This is a genomic window from Brevundimonas sp. (assembly GCF_965227765.1).
Taxonomy (GTDB): domain Bacteria; phylum Pseudomonadota; class Alphaproteobacteria; order Caulobacterales; family Caulobacteraceae; genus Brevundimonas.
Window position 1 is genome coordinate 3101980 of the sequence record NZ_OZ245778.1, and the last position, 16274, is coordinate 3118253.

Annotated in this window: 15 protein-coding genes; 8 read left to right on the plus strand and 7 right to left on the minus strand. The window is 67.9% G+C overall.

Annotated elements, in window-relative coordinates:
- Positions 1-18 precede the first annotated feature (18 nt).
- Positions 19-486: an Lrp/AsnC ligand binding domain-containing protein gene (locus ACO05L_RS14865; protein ID WP_421729943.1), complete on the minus strand. Its 468-nt coding sequence runs from the start codon at positions 484-486 to the stop codon at positions 19-21.
- Between the two features lie 126 nt (positions 487-612).
- Here ACO05L_RS14865 and putA point away from each other — a divergent pair, with 126 nt between their 5' ends.
- The gene (putA, locus tag ACO05L_RS14870) at positions 613-3762 is read left to right on the plus strand and encodes a bifunctional proline dehydrogenase/L-glutamate gamma-semialdehyde dehydrogenase PutA (protein ID WP_421729944.1); all 3150 of its coding nucleotides are present in this window, start codon (positions 613-615) and stop codon (positions 3760-3762) included.
- 32 nt (positions 3763-3794) lie between these two features.
- On the opposite strand, the gene ACO05L_RS14875 is transcribed toward putA, so the two are convergent.
- The 3 genes from ACO05L_RS14875 to ACO05L_RS14885 form a co-directional block, all read right to left on the minus strand.
- On the minus strand, positions 3795-5027 hold the full coding sequence (locus ACO05L_RS14875) for a DUF418 domain-containing protein (protein WP_421729945.1): 1233 nt from the start codon (positions 5025-5027) through the stop codon (positions 3795-3797).
- 76 nt (positions 5028-5103) lie between these two features.
- A complete protein-coding gene (locus ACO05L_RS14880; protein WP_421729946.1) occupies positions 5104-6021 on the minus strand; it encodes a hydroxymethylglutaryl-CoA lyase in 918 nt (305 codons plus the stop codon).
- A complete protein-coding gene (locus ACO05L_RS14885) occupies positions 6018-7733 on the minus strand; it encodes an ArnT family glycosyltransferase (RefSeq protein WP_421729947.1) in 1716 nt (571 codons plus the stop codon). Before ACO05L_RS14885 ends, ACO05L_RS14880 begins: the two co-directional genes overlap by 4 nt.
- A 189-nt stretch (positions 7734-7922) precedes the next feature.
- On the opposite strand from ACO05L_RS14885, the gene ACO05L_RS14890 reads away from it, so the two are divergent.
- Positions 7923-8348, plus strand: a complete 426-nt coding sequence (locus ACO05L_RS14890; protein WP_421729948.1) for a hypothetical protein — start codon at positions 7923-7925, stop codon at positions 8346-8348.
- 43 nt (positions 8349-8391) lie between these two features.
- Here ACO05L_RS14890 and hslV read toward each other — a convergent pair whose 3' ends face one another.
- Positions 8392-8964 carry an ATP-dependent protease subunit HslV gene (gene hslV / locus ACO05L_RS14895; protein WP_421729949.1) on the minus strand — a complete coding sequence of 191 codons (573 nt, stop codon included), beginning with the start codon at positions 8962-8964 and terminating at the stop codon, positions 8392-8394.
- A gap of 140 nt (positions 8965-9104) precedes the next feature.
- Here hslV and ACO05L_RS14900 point away from each other — a divergent pair, with 140 nt between their 5' ends.
- Positions 9105-9512 (plus strand): BLUF domain-containing protein, encoded by a 408-nt coding sequence (locus ACO05L_RS14900; protein ID WP_421729950.1) that lies wholly within the window; start codon positions 9105-9107, stop codon positions 9510-9512.
- 47 nt (positions 9513-9559) lie between these two features.
- Entirely contained in the window at positions 9560-10300 is a 741-nt protein-coding gene (locus tag ACO05L_RS14905) for a HesA/MoeB/ThiF family protein (protein WP_421729951.1), read from the plus strand.
- Positions 10301-10324: 24 nt separating this feature from the next.
- Here the strand turns inward: ACO05L_RS14905 and ACO05L_RS14910 are convergent, their stop codons facing one another.
- The gene (locus ACO05L_RS14910; RefSeq protein WP_421729952.1) at positions 10325-11626 is read right to left on the minus strand and encodes a hypothetical protein; all 1302 of its coding nucleotides are present in this window, start codon (positions 11624-11626) and stop codon (positions 10325-10327) included.
- An 89-nt stretch (positions 11627-11715) separates the two neighbouring features.
- On the minus strand, positions 11716-12702 hold the full coding sequence (locus ACO05L_RS14915; RefSeq protein ID WP_421729953.1) for a 2-hydroxyacid dehydrogenase: 987 nt from the start codon (positions 12700-12702) through the stop codon (positions 11716-11718).
- 42 nt (positions 12703-12744) lie between these two features.
- On the opposite strand from ACO05L_RS14915, the gene ACO05L_RS14920 reads away from it, so the two are divergent.
- The 4 genes from ACO05L_RS14920 (at position 12745) to ACO05L_RS14935 (ending at position 16211) form a co-directional block, all read left to right on the plus strand.
- Entirely contained in the window at positions 12745-13350 is a 606-nt protein-coding gene (locus ACO05L_RS14920; protein ID WP_421729954.1) for an SH3 domain-containing protein, read from the plus strand.
- A gap of 90 nt (positions 13351-13440) precedes the next feature.
- On the plus strand, positions 13441-13977 hold the full coding sequence (gene fabA, locus ACO05L_RS14925) for a 3-hydroxyacyl-[acyl-carrier-protein] dehydratase FabA (protein WP_421729955.1): 537 nt from the start codon (positions 13441-13443) through the stop codon (positions 13975-13977).
- A 96-nt stretch (positions 13978-14073) separates the two neighbouring features.
- Positions 14074-15303 (plus strand): beta-ketoacyl-ACP synthase I, encoded by a 1230-nt coding sequence (gene fabB, locus ACO05L_RS14930; RefSeq protein ID WP_421729956.1) that lies wholly within the window; start codon positions 14074-14076, stop codon positions 15301-15303.
- A 110-nt stretch (positions 15304-15413) separates the two neighbouring features.
- A complete protein-coding gene (locus ACO05L_RS14935; RefSeq protein WP_421731704.1) occupies positions 15414-16211 on the plus strand; it encodes an enoyl-ACP reductase FabI in 798 nt (265 codons plus the stop codon).
- Positions 16212-16274 lie beyond the last annotated feature (63 nt).

Here is a 16274-nt window from a genome sequence, read left to right on the forward strand (position 1 = left end):
CAGCTTCACGGCGCCAACCTACAACGGCAGGGCGGTGGTGGACTTCACCTCTTCCAGAACGGCGTAGGTCCGGGTCTCGCGCACCCCAGGCATCTTCACCAGAACATCGCCCAGAAAGGCGCGGTAGGCGTCCATGTCGCCCACCCTGGCCTTGATCAGATAGTCGAAGCCGCCGGCGACCATATGGCATTCCAGCACCTCGGGCTGGCGGCGCACCATGTCGGCGAAGGCCTCGAACTGGTCGCCCGTGGTCCGGTCCAGCAGCACCTCGACGAAGATCATCAGTCCCCGCCCCACCTTGGCCGGGTCGATCAGGGCGGCGTATCCGGTGATGACCTTGCGTTCGCGCAGGCGTTTGACCCGCTCGAAACAGGCGGCGGGCGACAGATTGCACCGCCGGGCCAGCTCCGCGTTGGACAGACGTCCGTCCTCCTGAAGCGCCTTCAGCAGGCGGCGATCGACAGGGTCCAGATTTTCAACGGCCAAGACGGTCTTTCTCCGAAGGATCATCGGCCGGGATGCCAATGATACGATGCACATTCGGCCAGGTCCGCCATATAGGCAATATCCAACAGGACATACGGCGCGCAGCCGAACAATCGAGAACCCAGCATGACGACGCCCTCCTCCGCTGCCGGTTTCGCCGCCTTGACCACCCAGAACTGGGACACGCTGGATCACGGCAAGTTCGCCGACGAGACCCGCACGGTTCAGGGCCTGCTGAGCCGCTCGCCCCTGGACGCGGCCCAGCGCGTCGCCGTCGTCGATGAGGCCGTGGCCCTGGTCGAGCACGCCCGCCGCAGCCAGAAGAAGCAGGGCGTGGTCGAAAGCTTCCTGCAGGAATTCAGCCTCGGCACCCGCGAGGGTCTGGCCCTGATGTGCCTGGCCGAGGCCCTGCTGCGCACGCCAGACGAGGACACCCGCGACCGCCTGATCGCCGAGAAGATCGGCTCGGCCGACTGGACCTCGCACATCGGCCAGTCCGACAGCCTGTTCGTGAACGCCTCGACCTGGGGCCTGATGCTGACCGGCAAGCTGGTCGATGTGGACGACGAGGCCAGGACCGACCTGCCCGGCTTCCTCAAGCGCATCGTCGGGCGACTGGGCGAGCCGGTGATCCGCGAGGCCGTCGCCGCCGCCGTCCGCATCATGGGCGAGCAGTTCGTCGTGGGCCGCACCATCGAGGCGGCGCTGAAGCGGTCGAACAAGGAGGGTTGGCTCTGCAGCTTCGACATGCTGGGCGAGGGCGCGCGCACCCAGGCCGACGCCGAGCGCTATGAAAAGATCTACGCCGACGCCATCACGGCCGTGGGCAAGACGGCCAAGGGCCAGGGCCCGGAATCCGGGCACGGCGTCTCGGTCAAGCTGTCGGCCCTGTCGCCCCGCTATGAGGCGACGCACGAGGACGGCGTCTGGGCCGAGCTCTATCCGCGCATCAAGCGGCTGGCCCTGATCGCGGCCAAATACGACATCAACTTCACGATGGACGCCGAAGAGGCCGACCGTCTGGCCCTGTCGCTGAAGCTGCTGGACCGGCTGGCCAACGAGGCCGAGTTGAAGACCTGGACCGGGCTGGGACTGGCGGTTCAGGCCTATCAGAAGCGCGCGCCCGAGGTGATCGCCCGTGTCGCCGACCTGGCCAAGACCTCTGGCCGTCGCCTGATGGTGCGCCTGGTCAAGGGCGCCTATTGGGACACCGAGATCAAGCGGGCCCAGGTCATGGGCCGCACCGACTATCCGGTCTTCACGACCAAGGCGGCGACCGACCTCAACTACCTGGTCTGCGCCAGGGCCATGATCGAGGCTGCGCCCTATCTCTATTCGCAGTTCGCCACCCACAACGCCCATTCCCTGGCCGCCGTCCACCGCATGGCGCGCGAGGCCCGCAGGGGCGCAGGCGTCAAGATCGAGTTCCAGCGCCTGCACGGCATGGGCGAGGCCCTATACGACGCGGCGGGCGAAACCTTCGGTCCCGTCACGGTCCGCGCCTACGCCCCCGTCGGCGGCCATGAGGACCTGCTGCCCTATCTGGTGCGCCGCCTGCTGGAAAACGGCGCCAACTCATCCTTCGTCCACGCCCTGCTGGACGAGCGGGTGCCGGCCTCCGCCGTCGCCGCAGACCCCATCGCCTCGGTCGAGGCCCACCCCGACCGTCACGCCAAGATTCCCACGCCTCAGGAGATGTACATGGACCGCCAGAACTCCCTCGGGCGCGATTACAGCCAGCTCGCCGACCGCGACCGCCACGCGGCTGCGCTCAAGAAGGTCGATTCCGAAAAACTGACCGCCGGCCCCATCGTCGGCGGCAAGCTGAAGGCGGGCGTAGACGCCGCCGACGTGACCAATCCTTTCGACACCACCCAGGTGCTGGGCCATGTGTCCGAAGCCTCCGAGGCCGACATCGACACCGCCGTCGACCTGGCCGCCCGCGCCCAGATCGGCTGGGACCGTAAGGGCGGCGCCAAGCGCGCCGTGACCCTGCGCGCCATGGCCGATGCGCTCGAAGCCGACATGGATCGTCTGGTCGCCCTGCTCAGCCGCGAGGCGGGCAAGACCCTGAACGACGGCGTCGCCGAGGTGCGCGAGGCCGCCGACTTCTGCCGCTACTACGCCCTGTTGGCCGAGCGTGATTTCGGCGGCGCCGAGACGCTGAAAGGTCCGGTCGGAGAGGTGAACCAGCTGATCCTGCACGGACGCGGCGTCTTCGCCTGCATCAGCCCGTGGAACTTCCCCCTGGCCATCTTCACGGGTCAGATCGCAGCGGCCCTGGCCGCCGGCAACGCTGTGCTGGCCAAGCCCGCCGAACAGACGCCCCTGATCGCCGCCGAGGCCGTGCGCCTGTATCACAAGGCCGGACTCAACCCCGACCTCCTGGCCCTGGTCCCCGGACGCGGCGAGACGGTGGGCGCCAAGCTGGTCAGCCACCCCGGCATCGACGGCGTCGCCTTCACCGGCGGCACGGACACGGCGTCCAGCATCAACCGCGCGCTGGCGGCCCGGCCCGGCGCCATCATCCCCTTCATCGCAGAGACGGGCGGCCTGAACGCCATGTTCGTGGACACCACGGCCCTGCGCGAACAGGTCATCGACGACGTCATCCTGTCGGCCTTTGGCAGCGCCGGCCAGCGCTGCTCGGCCCTGCGCATCCTCTATGCACCCAAGGACTCGGCCGACAGCCTGATCGAGGGCCTGAAAGGCGCCCTGGCCGTCCAGGTCGTCGCCGACCCGACCGATCCCGCCACCGACATCGGCCCGGTCATCGACGCCGAGAGCCATGCCGCGCTGGAAGCCCACGTCGAACGCCTGTCGAAAGAGGCCAGGATCATCGCCCGCGCCGCCACGCCCGAGGGCGCGTCCAAAGGCCACCTGTTCGCCCCGACCATCGCCGAGATCCCGACGCCCGACTTCCTCGAACGCGAGGTCTTCGGCCCGATCCTGCACGTCTATCGCTATGACCCCAAGGACCTGAAGAGCGTCGCCGGGAAACTGGCCGCGCGCGGCTATGGCCTGACGCTCGGCGTGCATTCCCGCATCGAGGCCTTCGCCGAGGAGGTCGTGCGTCTGGTCCCTGCCGGCAACGTCTATATCAACCGCTCGATCACCGGCGCGGTCGTGGGCGTGCAGCCGTTCGGCGGCGAGGGCCTGTCGGGCACCGGCCCCAAGGCGGGCGGCCCCAACTCCCTGATCCGCTATGCGTCGGAAAAGGCGATCAGCAACAACATCTCGGCCCAGGGCGGCGACCCGGCGTTGCTGAACCTCTAGCCGGTCCAGCAGGCCTGGCGGACTTCGGTCCGTCAGGCCTGCTTGCGCAAGGGCACGCGACGGCCAACCGTCAGGCAGCGCCACACCCATTCCAGCGGCCCCATCTCGAAGCGCGACAGCCACAGCGGCGACCAGATGAGTTGCAGGGTCCAGATGCCGATGACGATGGCCCACAGGCCCGGTCGGTCGATCTCGCCCATCAACCCGCCGCGACCGCCGTAGAAGATGGTCGTCATGATCAGGGACTGGGTCAGGTAGTTGGTGAAGGCCATGCGCCCGGCGGCGGCCAGAGGCGCCAGGGCCGCTCCCGCTCTCCACAACAGGATCAGGGCGCCGACGTAGCCCAGAGAGATCAGCGGGGCGAGGGTATAGTCCAGGCTGTGGCTGGCCAGAACCGGGCTCTCCAGGATCACGCTGCGCCAGGCCAGCCAGCCGACGACCGTCAGGGCGACCGCGCCCACGCCGATGGCGGCGCCATAGACGCGCGCGCTCGACCGGCCTGCCAGGAAGCCGGACTTGAACAGCCCCAGGCCGATCATCATCAGCCCCAGGGTCGAGGGCCAGATGTGGAGATAGCCCGACAGCAGCCGCAGATAGGATTTCGTGTTGGCGGCATAGGCCGCGCTCCAGGAACTGCGGGCCTCGGCGATGTCGGCTGCGGCCGAAGCCTTGCGGCGCTCGCTGGTGGCCTGCTGCGCCGCCTGATCGACCGGCTGGGTCGTCGCCACGACTTCATGCGAGCCGAAGGACAGGACAGCGGGCGGCAGATCCCTGATCCCCATGGCGGCGTACAGGGCGATGCCGACGATCAGCAGGGTCCGGGGCCGCCACGAGCGGCAGAACAGCATGATCATCCCGGTCACGGCGTAAAGGGACAGGATATCGCCCCACCAGATGCCGAAGCCGTGCAGCATGGCGAGACCGAACAGAACCGCCAGCCTGCGCCACAGCACCCGGCCGCGCGCCCTGTCCGCCCGCTCGCCTCCGACCAGGAACAGCGACACCCCGAACAGCATCGAGAAGATGGTCAGGAATTTCTCGTGGAAGAAGGTCTTCACGATCCAGAACGAGATCGCCGTCCAGCCCTCGTTGGGGAAGGGCCAGGTCTCGGGTCGGAGCGAGGCCGAGATGGTCGCGGCGAACCCGTCGGCGTTGACGGCGAGGATCCCCAGGATCGCCAGCCCCCGGATCAGGTCCAAGGCCTGGATGCGGGCCTTGGGCGTTGCAGACGCGGTCGGGATGACCTGGATTTCAGCTGCCGTCATGCGGGGTCCTCTGACTTCGGACCTTGGGTAACAAGACTTTCCGGCGATCCCGCCTTAATTCGAGGTCATCTTGCCCTCAGCTTTTCGGCCAGCCTCCGGCGCGGCTGAGGGCGCTGGGGGCCGGGCGGCCGATCTTTTCGCCGACCCAGCGGGCGGTGGCGATCAGGGCGTCGAGGTCATAGCCGGTCGAATAGCCCGCCCTCTCCAGCATATAGACCAGGTCCTCTGTCGCCACGTTGCCGGTGGCGCCGGGGGCGAAGGGACAGCCGCCGATGCCGCCGACCGAGGCGTCCAGCACGTCGATCCCCGCCTCGACCGCCGCATAGGCGTTGGCGACGCCGGTGTTGCGGGTGTCGTGGAAATGCAGGCGCAGGATCGCGTCGCCCGAGACCTTGCGCGCCGCCTCGACCTTCTTCGTCACTGCCCAGGGATCGCCCGCGCCGATGGTGTCGGCCAGGGCGATTTCGGCGACGCCCAGGGCCGCGATCTCGCCGACCAGATCGGCGACCTGATCCGCCGAGACCTCCCCGTCGAACGGACAGCCCCAGACACAGCTGATCGTGGCCGAAAGGGCCGGCGTCGCGCCGGGCTCGCCTTCTGCATTGCGGCGTCCGGCGATGATGTCGGACAGCATCCCGACCTGGTCGCGCACCGACAGGCCCTGGTTCTTCAGCCCGAAGCCGTCGGTGGCGGACATGGCGATGTTGACCTCGTCCACCGCCGTGCCCAGGGCGCGGTCATAGCCCTTGCCGTTCAGGACCAGTCCGATGCGGCTGCGGCCCTCGGCACGGGGCAGAGCCGCCATCACCTCTTCGGCGCCGGCCATCTGGGGCACATATTTGGGATGGACGAAACTGACCGCCTCGATCCGCCGGGCGCCGGCGGCTTCCAGGCGGTGAACCAGTTCGACGCGTACCGACGGATCGAGGATGGTTTTCTCGTTCTGCAGGCCGTCGCGGGGACCGACTTCGACGATCTGGATAGGGCGACTCATAGGGCAGGTGTCTCTCGGCGGCGGTCGGAAGGATCTTCGGCGACGGGCGCGCCAGACGGGGCGTAGACGACCAGATTGACGTCCTCGCCGCGCGAATAGTTGAAGCCCCTGACCGTGCCCACGGCGCGCGGCGCCGCGCCCAATGCCGCGGTGGCGGCCTGGAAGGCGGCAAGGTCGCGAGCCTCGACGATGGCGGGGCGCCCCTCGCCCACCGCGCGCGCGGCGCCCTGGGCATCGGTCAGCTGGGTATCGGTGCCGCTCAGGAAGACGAAGCTGGGCTCGTGGAAGCCGGTAATGGCGACCGGGCCAGGGGTCAGGCCCTGTTGCGGGGCAAGACCCGCCTCCTCCAGCGTCCGCATCAACTTGGGCGCGACGGACAGAGGGCGGAAATGGCTTAGCGCGCCGACAAGAGCCGTATGGGCGAACAGGCCGAACACGATCGACGCGACTACCGCCGAAACCGCCGCCCTGTTCATCAACAGGAAGGCTCCGCCCGCCCCGGCCACGGCGGCGCAGACGACTGTCACCGAGACCCAGATACGCGCGCTTTGATCGCCATGGATGGTCAGGCCATAGACGGTGAACAGACAGATGGCGGCGGCGGCGACGATGGCCAGGCCGGAACCGATGCGACGCGGCCAGTCACCGATCGGCTGGACCACCGCCGCACTGGCCAGGAGGGCTAGGGCGCCGAACAGGGGCAGGACCGACGACCACGGTTGGGCCGGCGCGATCTCCAGGATCAGCCACGCAGGAACCAGCCAGCACAGCAGGAACCGCACCGCCGGTTCGCTCCGCCGCGTCCAGCCGGTCGCCAGGGCGGCCGGGGCCAGCAGGGTCATGGGAAACAGCAACAGAGGACTGGTCAGGGTGTGGGCCCCCAGTGCCGCGCGCCGCCCCTCGGCGCCCAGGGGGCCGGCGAACCATCCACCGTCCAGGGCGTGACGCCAGACGTTTCCATCCGTTGCGACGGTGATGGCGATGGCCCAGGGACCGACGATCAGGGCGACAACCGACAGGCCCCAGCCCCACCCCAGCCTCTTCAGCCAGCGCACGTCCCTGTCCCAGGCCGACAGGGCGACCACGGCTGGAATGATGACCACCAGGCCCGCAGCCCCCCGGACCAGAATCGCGATGCCGACGGCCAGCCAGAACACCAGCTTGAGCGGTCGCAGACGCGGATCTCGAGGCGCCTCTCCGGCCCGAGCGGCCATATAGATTCGGGCCAAGGCGACCATGGCGATCGTCACGGCGGCGCACAGGATGGCGTCTGTCTTGGCGATGCCCGCCTCGGTCGACAGCAGGAAGGTCGTCCCCAGCATGGCGCCGGCCAGGAAACCCGCCCTCTGACCGAACAGGGCGGCCCCGCCCCAGGCGCAGGCCGCCGCAGCCAGCATGGCCGCCAGCAGCGACGGCAGGCGATAGGCGGCGATGTCGCGGTTCTCGACTCCGGATGTCAGGGCGACCGAGGCCGCCTGCATCCAATAGGCCCCGACCGGCTTGTTCCAGCGCGGCTCGTTCTGGAAGCGGATGTCGATGAAGTCGCGGCTTTCCAGCATCTGGGCCGAAGCCTGGGCGTGGCGGCTTTCGTCACGGTCCAGCGGCGGCAGCAGCAGAAGACCCGGCAGGCCTGCGACCAGCGCTAGCAGAGCCGCGAGAGCCGGCCCTCGCCAACCGGCGATGTATCGATCCAGATTCGGGCGCGGCGACATTTCACCTTCCTAACACGGCAGGCTTTGCATGCTAGCGGTCTGACGGGGCTCGCCCCGCTCGCCTGTCAGGCGAGTGAACGTAGCGATAAGGAGCGAACCGGGCTATGCATCGTTAACAAGCGCGGCCGTTGCATCGAGACCGCGCCGAGGCCTTCGTTTCAGGATGCCGTCTTTGTCAGGATTTGGCCCATGCTGATCGCCCTCCCCCTGCTGCTGATCCCGGTGGTGCTCTACAATATCGTCATTCTGTTTGGCGCGACCGGCGGCGGCGGCATGGCCGAGGCCGACGCCATTCTGCGCGATCCGCTGTTCTCGATCCCGATGACCTCGGGCGCGAATTGGAGCGTCGGGGTCGGCGACCTGATCCTGTTTCTGTCGCTGATCCTGCTGTTCTTCGAACTGCTGAAATCAACCTCGAGCCAGAAGGTCGCCATCGTCAATCACGCCCTGTCGCTGATCGTCTTCGTGGTCTGCCTGGTCGAGTTCCTGTTGATCCGCGGCTTCGCCACCTCGACCTTCTTCCTGATCGTGACCATGGTCATGCTGGACGTCCTGGCCGGCTTCATCGTCACCATCATCGCGGCCCGCAAGGACCTGGATTTCGGCGGCGGCTGAACCAAACTCCGATGACGCTCACGCCGCGAGCGATAGCGGGTTTCTAGGCAAGCGTTTCCACCGTCAGGTTTCCGTTGGTGTAGACGCAGATGCTGGCCGCGATGGCCATCGACTTGCGCGCGATGGCCTCGGCGTCGAGGTCGGAGTTCTCCAGCAGGGCCAGGGCGGCCGACAAGGCGTAGTTGCCGCCCGATCCCACCGCCGCCACGCCGTGTTCAGGTTCCAGCACGTCGCCGACCCCGGTCACGGTGAAGATGGACGAGGCGTCGGCGACCAGCAGCATGGCCTCCAGCCGGCGCAGATAGCGGTCCGTTCGCCAGTCCTTGGCCAGGTCGACACAGGCGCGGGCCAATTGGTCCGGGTACTGCTCCAGCTTGGCTTCCAGGCGCTCGATCAGGGTGAAGGCGTCGGCCGTCGCGCCCGCAAAACCCGCCAGTACCTTGCCGCCCGCAAGCACCCGCACCTTGCGCGCCGCACCCTTGACGATGGTCGGGCCCATCGAGACCTGACCGTCGCCGGCGATGACGGTGCGGCCGTCCTTGCGGACCGCCAGGATGGTGGTGCCGTGCCAGCCGGGAGATGCCGTATCGGCGCGGGGATCATGCGAATTGTTCATGCAAAACAGATGGCGTTCCTGCGGATGCGGATCAAGCCTAGCAAGAATCTTGTCGAAAAACGGGTGCTAGCCATAGTTTCGCCCCTTGTGAGCGGTATCACCGGCATTCTCCATCGAATTGGATCAGGAAAACCCTCGCAGTGCTCCAGCGCGCGATCTACGTCAGTGACGCCGCAGGGGCGCAAGGGTCGACGATTCTGTCGATGGCCCTGATCCTTGGCGCGTCCGATGCGAACAATCGCCGCGACCACGTGACCGGGATGCTGATCTATCATCGCGGCCAGTTCATGCAGGTGATCGAGGGCGCGCGCGTGGATATCGACCGCCTGATGAAACGACTGCGGGCCGATGTCCGTCACGGCAATATACGCATGCTGCTCGACGGTTCGGCGCACGATCGCCGGTTCGGCAGCGCGCCTATGGCCCAGGTCCCGGTCGAGGGCGCCGTCGCCGACATCCTGGGCGACCGGATGCTTGACGCCCTGTCCCTGTCCGACGCCGAGGCCCTGTTCACGACGGGCGTCATCCAGTCGGGAATGGCGGCTTAACGCCCATCCCCCTTCGCGGGCGCGCGGTTTGGCTCTAGACCCGCCCCATGTCCTTCTCCGACGACGAGGTCGAACGCTACGCCCGCCATCTGGTGCTTGCCGAGATCGGCGGCCCCGGTCAGCAGAGGCTGGCCCGCGCGCGGGTGCTGATCGTCGGCATGGGCGGCGTCGGCGGCCCGGCGGCGCTCTATCTGGCGGCGGCGGGCGTCGGCATGCTGGGCCTGATCGACCCTGACGACGTGGCTCTGTCCAACCTGCAGCGCCAGATCCAGTTTTCGGTCGAGGACATCGACCGCTCCAAGGTGGGCGCTGCGTCAGAGCGGCTTAGCGCCCTCAACCCCCACATCCGGGTCGAGACCCACGCCCGCGCCCTGACGGCCGAGAACGCCGCCGACCTGATCGCCGGCCACGACCTGGTGCTGGACGGCACAGACGATTTCGCTGTCCGCTTCGCTGTCAACACGGCCTGCGTGGCGGCGGGCATACCCCTGGTGTCCGGGGCGCTGGGACGCTGGACCGGCCAGGTCTGCGTCTTCGCCGGCAAGCCCTGCTACCAGTGCCTGGTCCCGGAAGCCCCGCCCGACGCCGAGACCTGCGCCCGCGTCGGCGTGATCGGCGCCCTGGCCGGCGTCGTCGGCGCCATGGCTGCGCTGGAGGCCATCAAGCTGATCACCGGGGCGGGCCAGCCTCTGACCGGCCGGCTGATGCTTTACGACGGCCTGGCGGCGACGGCGCGAACCGTGAAGGTCGTGGCGGACCCGGCCTGCCCCGTCTGCGGCGACGCCTGATCGGTCACTGAAGGCCGCTGCCCGCTAAGGGGCGTCGCGAACCCCCAACACAGTGGAGGCAGACAGTTCCGGCGCCACGACCGCCAGGTCATAGCCGCGGATGATCTCGCGCCATTCCGGCGTCAGGGCTTCCAGATCGGCGCTGCGCAGCTGGCGAAGATCCACCAGGAACCAGTCGTCCGGCGCCATATCCGATGGGCGAGCCAGCATCACATCCCGGCTCCAATCGGCTTCCTCGTCCGTCATGACGTCGAACGGGCTCACCTTCACCTGACGGCCGACGCCGTTGAAGCTGGCCTGCATGCCGCGCGCGCCGACGACGATCATGTTCAGCGCCTTCACGCCCTCAGCGTCGGCGTGTTCGGCGACGAAGTTGCCTAAGTCGCGCTGACCCAGCGGATTGAAGCCGGTGTAGAGATGATAGGCGCCGAACTTCATCAGCACCCGGGCCTGTGGCGCCTGCGCGAAATGCGCCGCCAGCGTCCGCTTCATCAGCCGCGCCCTGCGCCCGTTCGGGTCGCCGCTGCGGGCCTGTGAGGCCTGATAGATGGCGCGGGTCTCGCGCAAGGCGGCGAACAAGGCCCTCGCCCGGTCGCCGCCGTCCTGCTCGATGGCCGCCCCCGCCGGGTCCAGCATCGCGTCGGTCGCCGAAAGCAGGAACAGGTCAAAGGGCGAGCCGGAGGCCAGCGCAGCCTGGGTCGCCACGCGATCCTGTTCGGCCAGGGCTTCGATCTGGGCGCGGGCCAGAGGCCCTGGATCGGCCGCCAGCATCTGTTCGAACAGATAGCCGCTCGCGCCGAGGAACTCCTGGTCCAGCCCCCACAGCGTGAAGTCCGGCCCCGCGGCGGCGGCGCAGTCGGCGGCCGTCTGAGCCTCGTCGCGGCCGTTGAGGAAGGCGATGACGGAGGGGTGGGCGCTCAGGAAGTCGGACATCTGCTGTTCCTGATCCGGCGCTCTCAGCCGGGCGTTGACCGCCCCTGCGCCCTCGGGTCCGACCTCGACGGCCATGGCCGTCAGGCCTCCGGGCGCCATCAAACGACAGATGTTCGTCGTAAACGCAGGGATCTCGCGCGACATATGGCTTTCGCCGATGAGGACGTATCGGCTGGCCTCGACGGCGTCTGACAGGATGGCGGCGCCCGGACCGGACAGGCCCTCCGGCCGGACGGTCAGCGGAGATCCCGCCTGCGCCAACCGCTCAGCGAAGGGGAGCGGCGCGACGGCCTGGGCATTGGTCTGGACGTGGGCGTGGGCGGACGTTGCGCAAAGACTGGCCAGCGACAGACTGGCCAACGACAGCACCGCCGCGATCGAACTAAGATTCATGCCGCCCTACCCCCACCAGAGGATTGGGCTTTACGGACATCTCTGAAAACCCGCGAGTTAAATCGCGGTCACAGCGGCCTCGCTGCGCCCTACAGCATCGCCGGGATGACCCGGTCGGGCGGACGGTGCTGATTCTGGAAGGTCATGACATTGAGGATGACGCGGTCGCCCATGTCCTGACGGGTCTCCAGCGTCGCCGAACCCAGATGGGGCAGAAGCACCACATTGGGCTGGCCGACCAGACCGGGATGGATCGCCGGTTCGTGTTCGAACACGTCCAAGCCGACGCCCGCCAGACCGCGCCGCGCCACAACCTCGGCCAGGGCGGCTTCGTCGATCAGCTCGCCGCGCGCGGTGTTGATCAGGATGGCGTGGGCGGGCATCCGCGCCAGCCGCTCGGCCGACATCAGGTGGTGGGTCTCCTTGGTCGCCGGGCAGTTCAGCGACACCAGATCCATGCGGGCGATCATCTCGTCCAGATCGTCCCAGTAGGTGGCGCCCAGTTCCTCCTCGATGCGGGGGCTGATGGGCTTCCTGTTATGATAATGGACCTGCATGCCGCAGGCCTTGGCCCGACGCGCCAGGGCCTGGCCGATCCGGCCCATGCCGACGATGCCCAGACGCTTGCCGTACAGTTTGCGGCCCGACATCCAGGTGGGGGTCCAGCCCTCGAACTGGCCCGCCGCCACGACCTGTGCGCCCTCGATCATGCGTCGGCTGACGGCCAGGATCAGGCCCATGGCCAGGTCGGCCGTGTCCTCGGTCAGGACGCCGGGGGTGTTGGTGACGATGATGCCGCGCGCCACCGCCGCGTCGATGTCGATATGATCCACGCCCGCCCCGAAGTTGGCGATCATCTTCAACTGCTCGCCCGCCCCGTTGATCAGGTCGGCGTCGATGGTGTCAGTGATGGTGGGGACCAGGACCTCGGCCCGCTGCACGGCGGCCTCCAGGGCAGCGCGGTCCATGGCCACGTCCTTGAGGTTCAGTTCTGCGTCGAACAGCTCGCGCATCCGCGTCTCGACCGCGTCCGGCAGGCGTCTGGTTAATACGACCTTAAGCTTGCGGGTGGACATGGGGACCTTGGATTTCACAGACGCGTCGGAAACGAGCCTTCGGTGTCTAGCAAAGCTGTCGCCCTCTTCCAAAGGCTGTTGCGCAGTCTGTCGCGTCGCCCCGTTGGCGTGACCCTCGCCGTGGTCGGCATGGCCCTGGTGGTCGGCGCAGCCTCGGCCATGCCGGACGGCCGCCCGACCCCCACGCGCCAGCCTGTTCCACGCTGGCTGACGCTGAAGTCGTCGGAGGCGCGGGCGCGGATGGGGCCGGGCCTGGATTACCGAATTCTCTGGATCTATGGCCCCGCCGGAGTGCCGGTGCAGGTGATCGCCGAGACCCGCGAATGGCGCAAGATCTGCGACCCCGACGGCGCTGTCGCCTGGGTCCATCGCAGCGTGGTGTCCAGCCGCCGCGCCGTGTTCAACACCTCGAATCACGAACTGCCCATCCGGGCCGGGAAGTCCGATACCGCCCCCCTGCGCGCCCGCCTCGCGCCCCGCTCCATCGTGGCCGTAAACGATTGTGAAGACGGCTGGTGCGAGGTTCGCGCCCGTCGTCTGCGCGGCTGGACGCCCCAGGCCGGGGTGTTCGGCGGCGAAACCCGCGCCCTGTGCGACGCGTCCCGTCCGGCCGGTCTTGCGCCGCCCGCCGCCAGACCTTCACGGTAACGCTGCTGGTTGAGCCGCCCGCCCGGCTCGTGTAACCCCGCGCAACCCGCCGTTCCTTTAGACGGAACGCGCCATAAGAGAGACGCGCCTGTGAGCCAGTACCCCTCGTCCTTCGATCATGCCGCCCTGCTGGCCTCGGGCCGCGGCGAGCTGTTCGGACCGGGCAACGCCCAACTGCCGGCCCCGCCGATGCTGATGTTCGACCGCATCACCACCATCAACGATGACGGCGGCGAGCACGGCAAGGGCTATATCGAGGCCGAACTCGACATCGACCCGTCGCTCTGGTTCTTCCAGTGCCACTTCATCGGCGACCCCGTCATGCCCGGCTGCCTGGGCCTGGACGCCATGTGGCAGTTGGTCGGCTTCTACCTTGGCTGGATCGGCGGCCCCGGCAAGGGCCGCGCGCTCGGCGTCGGCGAGGTCAAGTTCACCGGTCAGGTCACGCCCGACGTCAAGAAGGTGGTCTACAAGATCAATCTGAAGCGAGTGATCAATCGCAAGCTGGTCATGGGCATCGCCGACGGGGTTCTGGAAGCCGACGGCGTGGTTATCTATACGGCGACGGATATGCGGGTCGGCCTGTTTGGTGCGACAAATGAGACTGCCGCTCCGGCCGCCGCCTAGGTATAGACAAAAGCCCACAAGGGCCGACTGACAGAACAAAGTCGCGGCGAACGCGACAGTCCCCATCTGAGGGACAAGGACAAGAAGGAAACAGCAATGCGGCGAGTGGTCGTTACTGGGCTGGGCATCGTCTCCTCCATCGGCGACGGCGCCGCAGAGGTCACCGAATCGCTGCGTCTGGCGAAGTCGGGCGTTATCGCTGCGCCCGATCACATCAAATACGGCTTCCGTTCGCAGGTCTGGGCGCCGCCCTCGATGGGCTCGACCGGCGAGGACTGGGCCGGTCGGGTCGACCGCCGCGCGTCGCGTTTCCTGGCCAACGGCACGGCCTGGGCCCACATCGCCTTCGAGGAAGCCCTGAAGGATTCGGGCATGAGCCCCGAGGAAATCCGCGACGACCGCATCGGCGTGATCGTCGGCGAGGGCGGCCCCTCGACCCAGATCATCCTGCAGGCCGCCCAGACCACCATCGAAAAGACCTCGCCCAAGCGCATCGGCCCGTTCGCCGTGCCCAAGGCCATGGCGTCGGGGCCTTCGGCCGTGCTGTCGACCTGGTTCCAGATGCGCGGCGTCAACTATTCCATCTCCTCGGCCTGCGCGACCTCGGCCCACTGCATCGGGGCGGCGGCGGAACAGATCCAGTTGGGCAAGCAGGACGTGGTCTTCGCCGGCGGCTGCGAGGACATCGACTGGTCCATGTCCAACATGTTCGACGCCATGGGCGCCATGTCCTCGGACTTCAACGACAACCCCTCGGTCGCCAGCCGCGCCTATGACGCGGCCCGCGACGGCTTCGTCATCGCCGGCGGCGCCGGCATCGTGGTGGTCGAGGAGTACGAGCGCGCAGTCGCTCGCGGCGCCAAGATCTATGCCGAGATCGTCGGCTACGGCGCCAACTCGGACGGTTACGACATGGTCGCCCCCTCGGGCGAAGGCGCCCAGCGCTGCATGAAGATCGCCATGGCCCAGGCCGGCAATCGCAAGATCGACTACCTGAACCCGCACGGCACCTCGACGCCGGTGGGGGATTCCAAGGAAATGGAAGCCGTCCGCGCCGTGTTCGGCGACGACATGCCGATGATCTCCTCGACCAAGTCGCTGACGGGCCACTCGCTGGGCGCCGCCGGGGCTCAGGAAGCCATCTACTGCCTGTTGATGATGCAGGCCGGCTTCGCCGCCGAAAGCGCCCATATCGAAAACCTCGATCCGGCCTTCGAAGGCATGCCCATCCTGCGCGCGCGCAAGGATGCAGAGCTGACGACGGTCATGTCCAACTCGTTCGGCTTCGGCGGCACCAACGGCACGCTGATTCTGGCCAAGGCCTAGGCAGTCACGCCCTCTCCCGCTGGGAGAGGGTTTCGTCGTTGCGCCGCCCCTGCTAACCCTCCTCGCAAATCACGAGGAGATTTCCCATGGCCGCTGAATCCGCCTGGAACATGCCGACCGGCGAACTGATGAAGGGCAAGAAGGGCCTGGTCATGGGGGTGGCGAACGCCAACTCCATCGCCTGGGGCATCGCTTCGCAACTGGCCGCGCAAGGCGCCGAGCTGGCCTTCACCTATCTGGGCGAGGGTCTTGAGCGCCGCGTGCGTCCCCTTGCCGAAAGCGTCGGCGCCAAGCTGCTGATCCAGGCCGACGTCACCGACGACGCCTCGATGGACGCCGCCTTCGCCGAGCTGGAAAAGGAGTTCGGCACGATCGACTTCGTCGTCCACGCCATCGCCTTCGCCAACAAGGACGAGCTGAAGGGCTCGTTCGTGGACAACACCTCGCGCGACAGCTTCCTGCTGGCCATGAACATCTCGGCCTTCAGCTTCGTCGACGTGGCGCGCCGCGCCTCGAAGCTGATGCCGAACGGCGGGTCGATGATCACCCTGACCTACCTCGGCTCGGAACGCGCCATCCCCAACTACAACACCATGGGCGTGGCCAAGGCCGCGCTTGAGGCCGCGACCCGCTACATCGCCCGCGACCTGGGTCCCAAGGGCATCCGCGTCAACGCCATCTCGGCGGGCGCCATGCGCACCCTGTCGCTGGCCGGCATCTCGGGCGGCCGGGGCATGATCGCCCAAGGCCGCGCCATGTCGGCGATGAAGGAGGACACCTCGATGGAGGGCGTCGCCGGCGCCGCCCTGTGGCTGTGCTCGGACCTGGGCCTGTCGACCACGGGCGAGGTCGTCCACGTCGACGCCGGCTTCCACATGATGGGCCTGTCGGGCGACGAAGAGGCCTGAGGCCCCATCCAACCCAAGCAATGACGCGGGCGGCCCGGCGCCGCCCGCAACCGGCTCGACGCA